This window comes from Photobacterium angustum, assembly GCF_002954615.1.
GTDB lineage: Bacteria > Pseudomonadota > Gammaproteobacteria > Enterobacterales > Vibrionaceae > Photobacterium > Photobacterium angustum_A.
In genome coordinates this window covers 657,436-674,357 of record NZ_MSCJ01000003.1, presented here as the reverse complement: position 1 = coordinate 674,357, position 16,922 = coordinate 657,436, and the positions used below count along the sequence as shown (strand labels likewise).

15 protein-coding genes are annotated in these 16,922 nt (G+C 37.7%); 3 read left to right on the top strand and 12 right to left on the bottom strand.

Annotated features, from left to right (window positions below; translation table 11 throughout):
- The first annotated feature begins 194 nt into the window (after positions 1 to 194).
- The gene (locus tag BTO08_RS17785) at positions 195 to 485 is read left to right on the top strand and encodes a hypothetical protein (protein ID WP_105061945.1); all 291 of its coding nucleotides are present in this window, start codon (positions 195 to 197) and stop codon (positions 483 to 485) included.
- A 218-nt stretch (positions 486 to 703) separates the two neighbouring features.
- Here BTO08_RS17785 and BTO08_RS17780 read toward each other — a convergent pair whose 3' ends face one another.
- From BTO08_RS17780 to BTO08_RS17750, 7 genes are all read right to left on the bottom strand, one after another.
- The gene (locus BTO08_RS17780; RefSeq protein WP_105061944.1) at positions 704 to 1,024 is read right to left on the bottom strand and encodes a hypothetical protein; all 321 of its coding nucleotides are present in this window, start codon (positions 1,022 to 1,024) and stop codon (positions 704 to 706) included.
- A 165-nt stretch (positions 1,025 to 1,189) separates the two neighbouring features.
- Complete coding sequence (secF, locus tag BTO08_RS17775; protein ID WP_105061943.1) at positions 1,190 to 2,092, bottom strand: protein translocase subunit SecF; 903 nt, start codon at positions 2,090 to 2,092, stop codon at positions 1,190 to 1,192.
- 4 nt (positions 2,093 to 2,096) lie between these two features.
- On the bottom strand, positions 2,097 to 3,911 hold the full coding sequence (gene secD, locus BTO08_RS17770) for a protein translocase subunit SecD (protein ID WP_105061942.1): 1,815 nt from the start codon (positions 3,909 to 3,911) through the stop codon (positions 2,097 to 2,099).
- A gap of 243 nt (positions 3,912 to 4,154) precedes the next feature.
- On the bottom strand, positions 4,155 to 4,787 hold the full coding sequence (locus BTO08_RS17765; protein ID WP_105061941.1) for a hypothetical protein: 633 nt from the start codon (positions 4,785 to 4,787) through the stop codon (positions 4,155 to 4,157).
- A gap of 252 nt (positions 4,788 to 5,039) precedes the next feature.
- Positions 5,040 to 6,305, bottom strand: a complete 1,266-nt coding sequence (locus BTO08_RS17760) for a NupC/NupG family nucleoside CNT transporter (protein WP_105061940.1) — start codon at positions 6,303 to 6,305, stop codon at positions 5,040 to 5,042.
- 491 nt (positions 6,306 to 6,796) lie between these two features.
- Positions 6,797 to 7,231 (bottom strand): thioredoxin TrxC, encoded by a 435-nt coding sequence (trxC, locus tag BTO08_RS17755; protein ID WP_105061939.1) that lies wholly within the window; start codon positions 7,229 to 7,231, stop codon positions 6,797 to 6,799.
- A 290-nt stretch (positions 7,232 to 7,521) separates the two neighbouring features.
- Complete coding sequence (locus BTO08_RS17750; protein WP_105061938.1) at positions 7,522 to 7,719, bottom strand: hypothetical protein; 198 nt, start codon at positions 7,717 to 7,719, stop codon at positions 7,522 to 7,524.
- Between the two features lie 463 nt (positions 7,720 to 8,182).
- Here BTO08_RS17750 and BTO08_RS17745 point away from each other — a divergent pair, with 463 nt between their 5' ends.
- Both BTO08_RS17745 and BTO08_RS17740 read left to right on the top strand, forming a co-directional pair.
- A complete protein-coding gene (locus tag BTO08_RS17745; RefSeq protein WP_105061937.1) occupies positions 8,183 to 9,121 on the top strand; it encodes a Dyp-type peroxidase in 939 nt (312 codons plus the stop codon).
- Positions 9,122 to 9,356: 235 nt separating this feature from the next.
- A complete protein-coding gene (locus BTO08_RS17740) occupies positions 9,357 to 10,214 on the top strand; it encodes a hypothetical protein (protein WP_105061936.1) in 858 nt (285 codons plus the stop codon).
- Positions 10,215 to 10,310: 96 nt separating this feature from the next.
- Here BTO08_RS17740 and BTO08_RS17735 read toward each other — a convergent pair whose 3' ends face one another.
- The 5 genes from BTO08_RS17735 to BTO08_RS17715 form a co-directional block, all read right to left on the bottom strand.
- The gene (locus BTO08_RS17735; protein ID WP_105061935.1) at positions 10,311 to 11,228 is read right to left on the bottom strand and encodes an alpha/beta fold hydrolase; all 918 of its coding nucleotides are present in this window, start codon (positions 11,226 to 11,228) and stop codon (positions 10,311 to 10,313) included.
- 78 nt (positions 11,229 to 11,306) lie between these two features.
- A complete protein-coding gene (locus BTO08_RS17730; RefSeq protein ID WP_105061934.1) occupies positions 11,307 to 12,296 on the bottom strand; it encodes a patatin family protein in 990 nt (329 codons plus the stop codon).
- Between the two features lie 219 nt (positions 12,297 to 12,515).
- Positions 12,516 to 13,832 carry an ABC1 kinase family protein gene (locus BTO08_RS17725; protein WP_105061933.1) on the bottom strand — a complete coding sequence of 439 codons (1,317 nt, stop codon included), beginning with the start codon at positions 13,830 to 13,832 and terminating at the stop codon, positions 12,516 to 12,518.
- 65 nt (positions 13,833 to 13,897) lie between these two features.
- Entirely contained in the window at positions 13,898 to 15,451 is a 1,554-nt protein-coding gene (locus tag BTO08_RS17720; protein ID WP_198038500.1) for a cryptochrome/photolyase family protein, read from the bottom strand.
- A 2-nt stretch (positions 15,452 to 15,453) separates the two neighbouring features.
- Positions 15,454 to 16,785 (bottom strand): DASH family cryptochrome, encoded by a 1,332-nt coding sequence (locus BTO08_RS17715; protein ID WP_105061931.1) that lies wholly within the window; start codon positions 16,783 to 16,785, stop codon positions 15,454 to 15,456.
- Between the last annotated feature and the right edge of the window lie 137 nt (positions 16,786 to 16,922).

The following is a 16,922-nucleotide window of genomic DNA, read 5'->3' as shown; positions in this document are numbered from 1 at the left end:
AGTGAAACTATTTTATGTTATATTTTATAAATCTTATGATAAAAATTGTTGATAGAAGTAATAATTACCTTAAATATCATTTCAGATCACACTATCTATAAAAAATTTCAGGACTATGTTTCATAATTTAGTTTTTTGTACATAATGAAGATGTGAGTCAATATTTTATATTGATCAACATAAAGGAAGTTTCTATGAGAAATCTGGCAGATTTTATATATCAAATGGAAAGTGAATTACACAATTTCACTACTTGGGTACACGATTCAAAAGGACGCTATAAAAAACTGCATATTTCTGATATTGATTGCAATAAAATAAGCTTAAGTGATTTTTTAGAAAATCAACTAAATGTTGTTGTTGAAATTACTGCAGACGATGGCACCAATTGTGCCTATTTACTTTTGCCTGAAATCAACGTTGCAACCACTATCAACTTTGATAATGGAGATGTTATCTCTATTATCGATGCAAAAGCAGCATAAACAAAGTAAATACGAACGATTAAGAAATACTACGGCTAGGCTTTCTTATTATTCACTCTAAAAAAACAGATCATTTGATCTGTTTTTTTTATCTGAACATTTTTAGCTCTTATTGTAAGAAGATTATTACATCTATATTCTTTTACCAAATTATTTATAGAGTTATTTGAGATTGGTCTCATATTATCCATTAATTAGAATTTTCAGCATTTACAACTTTAAATAGGTGAATTCTTAGCATTAATATTATCTATAACTTGCATTTCTCCCGTAGCACACGCTTGCATCCCATCATCCCATCCCATATTAAAACGAGAGTTTGAACCATCTAATGTCGAGTCTTTCTTAAAATCAGCATTCGAGTTACCTCTCTGAGCCAATGCTGACTTGCAACCTTGGTTGTAACCATAATAATAAATGCTATCGTGTTGAACATTACTGACATACTGATCAGGTAAGAAACGAACTCCGTTATTAGCAGTATGAGTACAACCGAACATCATAAGTGCGAAAAATACTACAGTGATATTATTTTTCATTGAACGTCTCCTGTTAAATAATACTTCAGCAAATCAAGTTTGGCTCACTATTCAATAAATTGTTAATCGATTGTTGGTATTTTCACATGTAACATCACATTTGACGTAAAAAAAAGCTGCCCTTAAGACTCGCTTAAGGACAGCTTTACAACTCTACATTTCCGATTAAGGCTCTTCAGCTACTGGTTTCGGTTGGTAATGTTCAGGTTTTAAGCCTAAAAACTCTGGTAATAATGTACCGACAGAGATTGAAGACCAAGTACCTGTTAAGATACCGATAAACATTGCAATAGAGAACCCTTGTAATGACGAACCGCCTAATAACCATAATGATCCAACAGTCATTAATGTGGTACCAGATGTCACCATAGTACGAGAGAACGTTGCAACAATCGCTTCATTATTCGTCGCTTCAATATCTTGCTTAGGCTTCGCAATTAATAATTCACGAATACGGTCAGCAATAACAATTGAGTCATTCAGTGAGTAACCTAGGATCGCTAAGATCGCAGCAAGTACTGTTAAGTTAAATTCCATTTGCGTCATCGCAAAGAAACCAACAGCAAGAATAACGTCGTGTAATAACGCAAGTAATGAACCTGCAGCAAGACGCCACTCAAAGCGGTAACTTAGGTAACCTAAAATACATAGCATTGTTACCAATAGTGCTAAACCACCCTGCTCGGCAAGCTCAGCACCAACTTGAGGACCAACAATACTGGTATTTAACACCTGAATATTGGCATGAAGCGGCGCAAGAACTTTTGTAATTTCTGGATAGTTAACGCCTTTAGCTGGCGCTGCATAACGTAAAATCCAACGGCCCGGTTCATCTGCGGCAATAACAACAACATCTTGGTTAAAGCCTGCATCCATTAATGGCGCAATTTCACTGTTCGTGATTTGGCTGTCCATTTGAATTTCACTAACAACACCGCCAGTAAAATCTAAACCCCAGTTAAGACCTCTTACACAGATAAAGGTAATAGAGATAACCATTAAGGCGATAGAGACAATACCTGTCATATAACGCAATTTGGTTAAGTTTTTAATAATCCAATTTTTCATTGCGTTAAACCCTTACATCTCGACGCGAATCACGACCCCAAACCAAGTTAATAATGGCTCGAGAAGCGAAAATACCAGTAAACATACTTGTTAATAGACCAAGACCTAACGTCAATGCGAAACCTTGAATTGGACCATTACCAATAGAGTAAAGCACAACAGCTGTGATCATCGTTGTGAAGTTAGCATCGAAAATAGTACCAAATGCACTGCTAAAACCACGGTCAATTGCTTGAGCCAAGCTTCGACCATCACGGATCATATCGCGAATACGTTCAAAGATAAGTACGTTGGTATCTACCGCCATACCAACGGTTAATACTAAACCAGCAATACCCGGTAAAGTTAATACCGCACCAGGGATCAACGCCAATAGACCAAATAGCATGATCATATTTGTAAGAAGAGCAATGTTAGCAACCCAACCAAGACGACGGTACCACACAGCCATAAATAGCAATGTTACACCTAAGCCTAATGCTAGAGCGGCAAAACCATTTTTAATATTCTCAGCACCCAGTGTTGGACCAATAGTACGCTCTTCAACAATTGTTACAGGCGCAGTAAGCGAACCTGCACGCAGAAGTAAAGCAAGTTGCTGTGCGTCTTCTAATGAACCAGCACCCGTAATACGGAAACGACTACCTAATTGCGTTTGAATTGTTGCAACACTGATGATCTTGTTAGTTTGTACCGTCTCACCTTGCGCATTACGGCTATATTCACTGTAAGATGTCGCCATTGGTTTACCCACATTCATACGTGAGAAATCAGACATGATCTTACCGCCAGCACTATCCAGCGTAATATTTACTTCAGGCGTACCGTTTTCACCAAAACTTGCACGCGCATCAACAATGTGATCACCAGTAAGTACAGGCTTACGACTAACACGAACAGGGTTACCATTCTTATCAGGTAGAATCATTGTGCTACCAGTGCCTTCTTCTTTCACAGCATAGAAAGCAAGGCTTGCTGTTGCACCAATAACATTCTTCGCTGCCGCTGGATCTTGAACACCAGGTAGCTCAATACGAATACGGTTTTCACCTTGTCGCTGAACAGACGCTTCTGTAATACCAAGCTCTTCAATACGGCTACGCATTGTTTGTAAGTTCTGTTGAACGGTCAGGTTACGTAAATCTGTTTTCTCTTTCTCACTAAGGGTAAGAAGAAGATTATCAGCAGAACCATTGGTAGCTTGCCATTGTGGATATTGTTCACGAATAAACTGGCGAACTTTATCATTTGCAGCTTCACTAGGCAGACGAACAATAACTTGATCCATACCTTTTAGTTCAGCACGACCACCACGGATCTCTTGCTTGCGGAAATTAACGCGTAAGTCATCCATTAATTGCTGAGCATGGTTTTTATAAACTTGCTTAACATCAACATCTAACAGGAATTGAACACCACCGCGAAGGTCAAGGCCTAGCTTTATTGGCTCAAAACCCATGTCTTGTAGCCACATTGGAGCTGCTGGCTCTAATGCAAGCGTTAAACGTTCTTCATTTTTTATCAGTGTATTTAACGCTGCCTTAGTATCAGTTTGTTGTTTAGTACTATTTAATACAACAATCGTTTTATCAGGCTTTTGTTCAATTTTTAGCGGATCAATATCATGCTCTTTTAACACCTTTTGAATTTCAAAAGGTGTTGGCATCGCACCGCCTTTTTTACTGATTTGTACCGCTGCATTGTCGCCATACCACGTTGGAATAGCACTTAATAACATTATTGAAACTGTCACAATTAACACAACATATTTCCATGCTGCGTAATGATTCAGAATCTGTTTAGTATTCTTTTTTCTCATTATTTTTAGCCATGTACCTTGCAACAGACAGCCTGTTGCAGTCGATAGAACACCTATAATTATACCTTTATCACAAGAATTTGTTAAAGATACTCATCAATATGACCATTTTAAAAGGATCAATATAATTACAGGTCCGATAAATAGAATTTAATAATCAGATAATTATTAATATATTTATTAAATATTTTGAAAGGGTATTACTATTAGCTGAATCGAAACTTTCAACCAATAAATAATATTTTAGACTGCTTGACGTTGTTCGCCATATTGAGAGTAGATCAGGTTTGTATCTTTCCAACCTGAAATACGTGAAGAAGATGATTTTATTTTAAGTACCCACTCAACCGTTGGTGATAGTGGCTCTTCATAACCTACAGTGAGTGGTACAGCAACAAGGATAGGAAATTCAAATGCTAATCGATAATCAGGCGAGACTTCTTCAGGATCAAGATGAAGCGCATTTAATAAACGGCTTGATGTACCTAAAGCAATATTATAGTCGCTAAACTCAATACGATGTTGCTTATTCTTATCACTGCTTTTATTAGGATTAGGAATTGGGAAGTTCCATACTAATTTTGAACTATTAACAGAAACAGGCAAACCAACACTGTTATCTCTTTGTGTTTGTGTTAATGGGTGTTTATTATCAGAAGAATGCTTAACCGTTTGATTTTTATTACAGTTAAATTTCGCAACATCTGAAATAAGGTTAACAGAGTGCGATTGAACAACCATTTCATTACATTGCTTAATCGTATTTTGCACGACATACTTTTGAACATTTTCGTTGATATGTGTAGATGCCGAAGCTAATGACGCAGCCCCTAAGCAAATACTTAATATCAAAAAACGAACAAAGGTCAGAAACATAACACCTAAAAATAATGAACAAAAATAAGGTCATTGCAATGATAAGCGGCGATACTCATGGTGACAAGGAAATTATTCACAAAATATTGTTATATTTTAATTTTTATCGATTAAATCAAATAGTTTCCTTCTTTTTAACAGGTATTAATAAACATTAAATAACAATAAGATATGGATACTTATTAAAAAAAACGTATAAAAAAGCCGCAGAGTAAACTCTACGGCTATAAATTTTTATGCTATTTTTAACGCTTATAATCCGATAAAAATACCAGCAAGCGCCGCACTCATTAGGTTAGCTAATGTTGCAGCTAAAACAGCTTTAATACCTAATTTTGCAACATCACCACGGCGCTCAGGTGCCATCACACCGATTGAACCAATTTGAATAGCAATAGAACCAATATTCGCAAAACCACATAATGCAAAAGTGATGATCACTTGGGTATGTTCAGATAAAGTTTGCTTAACCGCTGCGAAGTCCATAAAAGCAACAAATTCATTTAGAATAAGCTTCTCACCAATAAAAGTACCCGCTTTCATCATTTCTGTTGCCGGCACACCGATAACAAAAGCAAGTGGTGAGAAAATATAGCCTAAAATAGCTTGCATCGTTAATGGTGTTGTAGCAAACCAATGTGATGCAGAATCAAGACCAATCGTTGCCGTAATACTTGCTAACCAGTGCCCTACCCCTTCAAGGCCAGCATTAGCCATTGCGATTACACTAACAAAAGCAATAAGCATAGTACCAATCGCAACAGATACTTTCATACCATTCATTGCACCAGCAGCTAAAGCATCAATAGCATTACTGTGTTCACTTTTTGCCATTTCGATCTCAGTTTGTTCCATTGGCGTTTCTTGTTCTGGTACAAGAATTTTAGCCATTAGTAAACCGCCGGGTGCCGCCATAAAACTTGCAGCGATCAGATACTTAAGTTCTACACCTAATCCTGCATAGCCACCTAATACAGAACCCGCAACTGACGCCATACCACAGGTCATCACCACAAAAAGCTCAGAGCGTGTCATTTTTGCAAGGAATGGACGAATAAGAAGAGGGGATTCACCTTGAGAAAGGAAGATATTGCCTGTAGCAACTAGAGACTCTGCGCGACTAGTGCCTAATAGTTTTTGGATACCGCCACCCAAAACTTTAATTACCCATTGCATAATGCCGAAGTAATAAAGAAGAGAAATTAAAGCACTGATGAATATAACAAGAGGAAGAACGCGAATGGCAAAAACAAAACCGCTTTTTTGAATATTAGCTAAATCACCGAAAACGAAATTAATACCAACATCAGCGAAACTAAGAAGACCTGCAACACCGTCACTCATTGCACCTAGCATCTTCTGACCAATGGGTACATATAGTACAAGAGCGGCAAAGCTAGCTTGTAAGAATAAAGCACCGCCAACGGTTCTCCAATTGATCGCTTTTCTATTATCAGAAAGCGCCACTGCGCATAGAACCAGTACTACGATACCAGCTAATGTAATTAACAACTGCATTATTTCGTCCTGCTGTTTTTTAAATGGGTGTCGAATAATGAAGGTATTGCTGTTTGCTGCCATTGAGGAACGATTACTTTTGGGGAAAAAGCAAAAAAGGTAGGATTAACGTTATAAAACGCTAAAGATATGAATGTGTTCGCCCAATAATACAACATACGAGTCACCTAAATTAACAAGCTACAAATAACGCCGGTCCAACTCCGTGGGTCGTTCACTTATCCCTGGTGACAGCTTGTAAAATAAGGTGGCTGAACTTAACTGTTCTGACCGAGGCGAGAGTATATAGAGATCTTGCTCACATTAACAATATCATTTTTCATTATTCGCATATTCAAAGACCAAATGAATACTATATGAGCAAATAACACCTCACACAAAACCCTAAAGGCATAAGTGTTGTTTTTTCGTACAGAACTCTTAATTGATAACAAAAAAGCCGAACACGATAAATGTTCAGCTTTTGAGAATAGATAACTACTTAGTAATGTTTACTTTGTAAGTGCTTCATTTAGCCATTCATCTAAATGCGATTTCGGCATTGCACCATTTAGCATATCAACCATCTTGCCTTCTTTAAACACCATGATCGTTGGAATACTACGGATACGATATTGAGCAGCCAATGCTTGTTGTGCTTCAGTATCAATCTTCACACAACGGATTTGGCCATCACGCTCTTGAGATACATCAGAAAATACAGGAGCAAAACCGACACATGGATTACACCACGGAGCCCAAAAATCAACAACGACAGGCTTATCACTCTTTAATAGCGTTGAAAAATTATCTTCAGTCCCTTCTATAGGCATACCATCAAATAATTTATCTTTACATGAGCCACAGCTCGCTTCGTCATTGATACGATCTGAAGGCATGCGGTTTAATGATTTACAGTGTGGGCAGCGAGTTGTGATTGTAGTCATTGTAATAATCCATTTTAAAACTTACTTGTGATTACTTTACCCTTTGCATGGTAAAAAACAATATGATTCAGATTATTGCAGCAATAGCCTAAAACTATCAAAAACCTAATGTAGCGAACCAGATTGACAAAAATACTACGACACCACACATATACAAATGGGATGCAAACATCGCATCCCATAAAATTTCACTTGTTATTATTTAATTACGCTTACACTGCTTATTCTGTAACGTCCACAACTGAAGTGACAATGTCACAATAAGGTTCGCGATAATAACTTTACTGTAATTAATGTAATAACCCTAACTCTCGCGCTTCAGCAATGGTAAGTCCACTCGCTTGGATATCACGGAAAAGCTCTATACGTCGTCTTGCTGCGGCTTGTTGTTTTTTACTCTCAGCAATATTGGTTGCCGACTCATCCTTGTGCTCCCACTTAGATGATACGGAAGAAATTTCTGAATAATCGATAGAGTTAATAGACACAACAACCTCCTAAAGTAACCTGTGTCATCATGGTTTACTTAGTATCAAAGGAAATTCGAGGAGTTAAGCTGATAAATTTAACTTTGTGATCTAATCGATGTTCATGTAATAAAGTTACAAAAACAACTGAAAATGGCTAGTCAACAACTAATAACAAGCGTACTAATAGAAGTTCTTGGCAAATAAAAAACGTTTATTATTTAGACATATTTGACCCAAGCTATTTATATATAAGCTTTAATTAATAGCACATGAATATAAAAACATTTTGAACTTGTTACTGATCAAAATAATGCATCAACACTTTTAATTTAAACATACGATAAATAAAATAACTCTTTTCTGTCAGTATCTTACATCACACCCTATACAATCATATTTAGTAATTTAACATTACATTATTCACACTATAGTTATGAGTATAAAAAGCGTAGCGTAGTAAAAAAATTTAAAGGTTTTTATTATGAATACTCAATTATCTGAACTTGCACAACCAGGTGCTATTTCTAATCCAAATACTTTCGCTGAATACCTCACCTTTATTTTCAAAGAAAAGATTGAGAATGATGACGTAACAAAAATCTTTGCCAAAATTCAAATTATTGAAAAATCCATCGCGCAAAAAGACCCTTCAGCAAACCTTTCTTTAACTATCGGTATTTCAAATAAAGGTTGGTCTACCGTTTTTCCTGATGTTCAAGCGCCATCCTTATTACATGATTTCATTGCTATGGCTGACGGTGAACGTAACTTCCCAAGTACACCGGGAGATATTTTCATCATGATAAAATCTGAACGTATGGATCTTAATTTTCAAGCAGCGAAATACATTGCCGCAGCACTCCAACCTGTCGCTAATTTAATTGAAGATATTCAAGGTTTTAAATATCTAGACAACCGTGACATGATCGACTTTGTTGATGGAACTGAAAACCCAAAAAATGAAGCTCGTTTTAATGCTGTATTGGTTGAAAATGACAGTGATATCCACCAAGGCGGAACTTACTTAACCGTGCAGCGCTATGTGGACCGTCAAGGCTTATGGGATAAACAAACCACAGAATACCAAGAGCAAGTTATTGGTCGAACTAAGCTTGATGATATTGAACTTGATGATGAGCAGAAACCAGCTTGGGCGCACAATAATAAGAGTAAAGTTATTATTGATGACCAAGAAATTAAAATGCTACGTCAGAACCGTCCATTTGGTAATGCTATTGAACATGGCACGATGTTTATCGGTTTTGCAGCTTCACCAGAAATTTTAGATATCTCATTGAAACAAATGATTTATGCTGATGAAAATGGTAATTACGATCGATTATTGGATTTTGTGGAAGCAAAAACAGGTACTCACTACTTTGTACCTTCACAAACATTAATGAATACTTTCGCCGATTAATCTATCGCCTCAGCAACGTGCCTACAAATGAAAATTTGTGGGCATTTTTTTGTTAAAAATCATAAAGTAATAAAAATGTAATTTATTTTTAATTTAACCCATTGAAAAATAACAAATACATTTTATTTTACAGAATAATTTCTTGATTCCTCGCACGTTCTGTTGTCCCCTATACACTTAATAATTAATTCTATCTTTTTATTTATATATACGAAGAGTATTTCTGGGGGCAAGAATGCGCAAAACCCTTTTAACCCGAGTATCACTAGCAGGTCTTATTGCTACCATTGCGGGTTGTTCATCAACACCACCGCCGCCACCAGCACCAACTGTTGAAAAAAGTTTCAAAACGATAGCTAGCCAATTTATGACTTCTGATGCAACACGTAGCCAAGGTACGGTTGTTGATAAAGGTATGTTTTACCCTAAAGAAACCTTCTCTTTAAGTTATCGTTACTGCTCTGCAAGTGCCGAACAAGCGCAACAAGATATTGATCAATTTTATCAATTAGCCAAAAAAACATGTAAAGCTAACTCTGGCACCATGATCAACCAAGATACTGATGCCTGGTGTGTGAGCCACCCTAATACTCCTGATGAAACACCTATTTTCTCAGCACGTATTACATCTACAGATCTATGGGCTGATGTTTGTCCTACAGGGCCATTTGTCACAATGCGTGTTATTGAAAATAAAGACGTTGATAAAGCCGCTTGGATTGATGGCGCTAAACTTCTTGGTTATCAACCCTATTCTGTACATAGAAAGATTGTCCCATCAAACCAATCTCAAGCAGCACTCTTTAATGAGAAAGAAACACCAGCACCAGAACAAGAGCCTTGGACTGAAGAGACTGGCTTCATTGCGACACACGTAGGTGAAACTGTGTGTATGTATAAGAAGACTAAAGATGAAGCTTATGGGGTAACCTACAAAGGTAAAATCCAAAGTGTAAATGACAACCGCGTTAGTGTATTAGCGACTGAAAAGTTAAAAGGCGATATCCGTATTGCGCCTGAAATTGATCCACTACCTTGGTATAAAGAAGCGGTAATTGAAGCAGATGCACGCTCTTGGTTTATTTGTCAGTAAATAACGTTACTCTCTTTAAAAAATAACAAAGCCCAGCATAATCTAATCGTTATGCTGGGCTTTTTATTTATCTCACTCATAAATAACACTAAATCATTAACTGTAAGTCTCAAAAAAATCTAACGTATCTTCTAATGCTTGATTACGTAAGCAATCTTTTTCCATTAATAATTCATGTCGAGCATGTGGGATCACTTTCATTTGGCACTCAGCACATTTTGAGTAAAAAACATGATGAGAATCATTATCGACAACGGTATCATCACCTGCCTGCAACAATAAAACGGGGGTATGAATATGTTCCACATCCCGAATACAGCTTTTCGCTGCAGCTAATGCTTGCCATACCCATCGAGCACTAGGCCCACCGACACGAAGTTCTGGGTGGCGCTGATACAAATGCTTCGCCCAAACGTAGCGTATTTGACTTTGGCATTGATCATTTTCTTCAAAAGGCGCTTCGTGATACGGCTTATATCCAAACATATAAGACGGTTGTGTTTGATAATGCTCGATAATTTTAGCGATTGAAGAGGCAACTAATTTTAGCGGTACAGGTAGATTGATACCAAACATAGGTGCATTAAGAACGACGGCATTAAAATGTGTCTGATAATGCTCTAAATATAAGGTTGCTACCGCACCACCCATTGAATGAGCTAATAAAAACCGTTGTCTGTATGTTTGTTTTCCAACAACATTTGTAATAAATGAATGAAGATCTGACACATAATCATCAAAACAAATCACATGTCCAAGTTCACTATCGTTAGTTAATCGTCCTGATGCGCCTTGACCGCGATGATCGTAGGCATACACGTCATAGCCTTTACGAGACAATTCATAACATAGTTCCTGATATTTCCAGAAACTCTCATTACGCCCATTAACAATGACAACACAACGCTCATTTTGAGGATGTCGAATACTTATCCATCGGATCGGTATTCCATCAACACCTTTAAACTCGCCTTGCTCCCTCTTCTGCCACATATAATGGACTTCACTCGCCATTAATTGTGTAAAAACCGACTCCTTGGTAACAAAATCCCTCTCACAATTTTGTTTAACCATGACAACTTCTTATAATTATTATGCAAACTTACATAAATCGCTGACTTCTTCTCCCACCAAATGGGACACATCACAATGAGGCTCATCAATATCAATATAGCGACCCACTGTGTTTAAGAAATACTTACCTGATTGATAGCCAAGGCTGTAATCTTCTTCTAACGATGGCATATCACTACCAATCATTTTTGACTTTAACGCTTTTTGCGGATGGATCTCATAAATAGTAACGTCATCAGGCGGATTACTAAGAAACTCTTGTGTTTTTCTATAGTTATCTTCATGTTCTAACAACATCTCAATCATACCTGCGGCTTTTGATTGGCCTAAGGCACGACGAATGTTACTCATCCAGCAATGATCAAATGACGTATCAATAGGCACAGTGCGGATCACAACAATATGACGATAACCGCGCTCATAAGCTTCTTGAACAGGAATGGGGGCAGATAAACCACCATCAACCCAATATTCATTTTGTGAGTAAATTGGTTGTCGATTTAAAACAGGGATCGCGCATGAAGCTTTTAATGCCAAAGACCAATTATCAGTATTTAAATTAAAATACGCCGCTTGATGACTAACCGTATTACTTGCTGATGCGAGTACAGTTCGATTACGCATATTTTGTCGGCCTTGATGCCAATCAAGCTCAAAGCGTGTCTGGGTTTGCTGCATTAACCAATCAAGATCAAGCCCTTCGCGACCAAACAAAAAGCGATATACATCGAAGAAATGATGATTCGTCGTTGCTTCTGTGATCACCTTAAAAGCATGTTTCTTTTGGCCACAGATATAAGACGCTAAATTAAGCGATCCTGCAGATGTACCAATCATTAGTGAGAACGGATTAAAATCCTGATCTAAAAATGAATCCAATACCCCAGCGGTAAAGATCCCTCTTTGGCCTCCACCTTCCGTGACAAGTGCTATCTTAGATACGTCCTGAGGCTTATAGGACAATGCGTCATAATTTTGTACCGCATAAGATACATGCTTACCTGTCATTTTACTCTCTTAAGATTATTGCATGCTTTGATGCATATTCATCATACAAATATTGCGAAGCATACTATCAAACAGGGGTCTAATGTCTAATAAAAAACAAACAATATTTGATTGTAAAAATATACGCTCAAATTTCTAAACAATAACGACTTGAAATTTAGATTTTATATGATCTTACAAGTTAATATTATTAGAAAACATTTAACTAGTTATTCAATATTACCTAATATAAGGCTGAAATAACGCATGAACATTCACTCTGGCTTTAAGCTTGGCTGCCAACAAATATAAACCACCCAATTTACGGTGTAAAAAAATAGCATCTGCGGGCGGTGTATGCCAATAACCACTATTCATACTCAAGGCACTACCGGCATCGCGAATACGTTTCCCCATATCTGTTACACCAAAATCATACACACCATTAAACGCTAATGGCTCGCAAGCTTCTAAACATAAATTCACGACTGCTTGTTGTGCGACATCTTCAATTTGCTGATGGAAAAAGCCTATTTGCTTTAACGCGTTAAGCATAGATTCACGATCATTTTTCACCGCACCAGTCATCAATTGGCGATAACCTTCAGAGACATGTTCGGGATACTCACGTGTCGCGCCAAAATCAAGCAAAATAAACTGATGAGTTGTAAGGTTGTAACGATAGTTAGCAAAATTAGGGTCGGTTTGCACCAATCGAAATTCAAACACTTCTTTGAACAATAAGGTAAAGGCTAATGCCATCACCTCATCACGAACCGCTTGGGACTGCTTAGCCAGTTGCTCTATTTCTATTCCTTCGACAAAACTCATCGCAAGGATCGTTTCACATGTTAAATCATCGTATATATCAGGGATCAGAAAACGGGCATCCTCTGAAAGTAATTGGCGAAACTGTTTAAGATATTGTGCTTCTTGCTGATAATTAGCTTCGGCATGTAACTGTTTTTTCGCTTCGTCTAATAAATCTGACACATCAATAGACTTAGGGATCAATCCTGATACATTCAGCAAGGTTGAAACATTATGTACATCGCTATCAATGCTTTCTCCAATACCTGGATACTGTATCTTTAAAGCAATATCTCGACCGTCTTTGGTTTTTGCTCTATGAACTTGTCCTATTGATGCTGCAGCAACAGGATAAAACGAAAACTGAGCAAATTTGTCTTGCCAATCTTCTCCCCAGTTAGCAATGAGCACATGATTCAATTGGCTAATAGGCATAGGTTTAGCATCAGCTTGCAAACGAGATAGCAGTTCAGTTAATTCTTTCGGGAGTAAATCACCAGCATCCATCGATAAAAGTTGACCTACTTTCATCGCAGCACCGCGTAACTGTGCTAATTGGTCAGCCACACGTTGAGCATTTTTCGGCGTTAAGAGCAACTCACTGGCTTTGGGACGATGTCCTGACGCTAACTGTTTCACCCCTTCAGCAACCATGCCAGTTGCGACTCTTGACGCCAGTGAGCCTAATTTCGATAGTCGTGATAATCGCCCTTTAGGCACTTTTGAATACTGATGTGGATCTTTCATGCTTAAACCTTATCTTACGATGATGTGTAACAACGTCATTACTGGCGATTAAACACGCCTTTTCTTTATAGTGAATTAATATGGCGTAAATAATACTCGGCTTGCTCTACAATAACAGCCTGCTCACTATCATCTAATTTGTCCCAATGACTAAATAGCATACCTACACGAGGATTATTTGCTAATAACTCCCTATTTTTATCCATAAAACGCCAATATAAACTATTAAATGGACAAGCATTCAGCCCTGTTTTCTTTTTAACCTCGTACTGACATGATGTGCAATAATCGCTCATCTTATTAATGTATGCCCCACTTGCAGCATAAGGCTTTGTTGCTACCACACCAGCATCTGCAAATAGCGCCATGCCAAGCGTATTAGGCTTTTCTACCCATTCAATCGCATCAATATAAATACCTAAATACCACTGTTCGACTTCACTTGGCGTAATACCCGTTAATAAACAAAAATTACCAGTAACCATTAAACGCTGAATATGATGAGCGTAGCTATAATCGAGCGACTGTTTAATCGCATGATGCATACACTGCATATTGGTTTTTGCATCCCAGAAAAAATCAGGTAAAGAGCCGTTAGCTTCTAACGTATTCTCTTTCCCGTAATGAGGCATATTGACCCAATAAATAGCACGAATAAATTCACGCCAGCCTAGTATCTGGCGAACAAACCCTTCAACTTGGGCAATATCAATCTTTGAATCAGGTTGGGAGTAAGCATCAATAGCCGCTTGGATCACTTGCATGGGATGCAATATTTTCGTATTTAAAGCAAAAGACAAACGAGAATGGTATAAGCTCCATGCTGACTCACTTTTGGTGGTCATCGCATCTTGAAAACGTCCAAACAAAGGCAATAAATCACGGCAAAAGTAACTCAGTAGCGCTTGTGATTGTTTACGATTAGTCGGCCAAAGTAATTGCTCACAAGATTGACCAATTGTGTTGATATTGTGTTTTTCCAGTCGTTTCGAAATAGCACTAACATCATTACTGAACATTAACGGTTGAGGAATGGCTTCAATATCACCAGCCTTTAACTTATTTCGATTTGCACCATCATAATTCCATTTACCACCTTGAGGTTTTCCTTCAACCATTAATACATCAAATCGTTTCCGCATAGCGCGATAAAAATTCTCCATACGGTGATGTTTGTTTGGTGTTATATACTGCTCAAGTTCGGCCAATGTCAGTAAGAAATGCTCGCTATCACATGCTTGAACGATTACATCAGGAATCTTTAAAGCCGCTAACTGTTGCGATAATCGATATTCGTCTGGTTGTTGGTATTCAAATGCTTGGCAATGATATTGCTGACAAAGTGAAATAATTAAATCAGGTAAATCATGATAGGTATGAGTATCGTCTAATGTTAAATGTAAAACCTCATGCCCTGCTTGTTGCAGCGCAATCGCGAAATTTTCCATCGCAGCAAAAAATGCACAGATCTTTTGATGGTGGTGAGTAACATAGTTGGTTTCTTGCTTTAGCTCTGCAATAACATACAGCACATGTTCATTGGGTTGTTGATACCAATGATGACTCGCATTGAGTTGATCGCCTAAAATTAAACGAAGAGTTGTATAGCACGATTGCATGATTACCCTCTACCACTCATTGGCCAATCATCAATGTTTACACTGTCTAAGGCGTTAAGGTTTTCATCCCCCCTCCAATAGCGAATAAAGTGCTGATTAGGATCAAAAAGTCGTGTTTGCTTTTCTAAATCAAACCAACGTTTTTCACGACTGTCTGTTCCCACCCCTGCAATGTACTGCCAATTGCCCCAGTTTGCCGCAACATCATGATCAATCAGTTGTTGTTCAAAATAAGCTGCACCGTAACGCCAATCAACGGATAACTCATTAACCAAACAACTTGCAACTATTTGGCGCCCACGATTGGACATGTAGCCCGTTTGGTTTAGCTGTTTCATAAACGCATTAACAATAGGATAAGGCGTTGAGCCCTCGCACCATTGTTTAAAACGAATAGGATAAAAACTATTTAATAACCGTTTGTTTTGCACACCACTGAAACGATACAGATCTCGCCCAACAGCATGCGCATGCCATTGAAAAAACTCACGCCATAACAACTCAAAGAAGATCCAGTAGGTTGATGAATTTTTCTCTTTGTATTTTTCATAATCTAGCAAGGTAGCCATGATCATTTTGGCGGATAATGCACCACACGCTAGCCACGGTGAAAATTTGGTTGAGTTATCCCAACCCTCTATGGCATTACGCGTTTCTTTATAACTAGACGGTAAACGAGAAGAAAAGTATTGCTGTAAATGCATCAGTGCTACATTTTCACCACCATGCCACTCAACCTGATCATTATCTGAAATGTGGACATGACGAATATCTAAATATTCAGAACAAAACACATTAGGTTGTGGCGGTAAATAATCAGGTACAAGAAGAGGTGAAGATACAGTGACGTTTTGCTCTATCTGTTTACGAAATTTTGAATAGCTCTTTGGCATGTCTGAAAGAGGAAACGGCAGTTGATCTTGTGAGTACAACGTATGCGTATCAACTTCTACAAATCGCAAATGGGGATAACATTGTTTTAGGTAACGCCATTGCTGTTGTTCATACCAGCCGCAGTGACGACTACGATAGATAAGGTTAATGCCGTATTGCTCTATTAATACTGGCATGGAAACCATAGGATCGGCCTGCATCACTAATAAACGCTGACCTAATGTAGCTAGATTAGATTGCAGTGCTTGTAACGCTTGCAATAAAAAACGATGACGAATTTCACCCACCGAGACAAGTTGATAACGATTAAACTGCTGTTTTTGTGGCTCCATAAAATAAACACATAGCAGGTTGTCACAATGCTCATAAGCTTGATGAAGTATAGGGTTATCATGTAAACGTAAATCATTGGTAAACCAATAGAGAGCTTTTACCGCCATAAATTATATGCCTTATTATTTATCGTCCTTTTATTTACGATACAAATAGGCATATCGATCGATTTTTATTCTTGCTGTCATAGAATTTAGGCAATAAAAAAGCCAGTATTATTAACAAGAAACGTAATAATACTGGC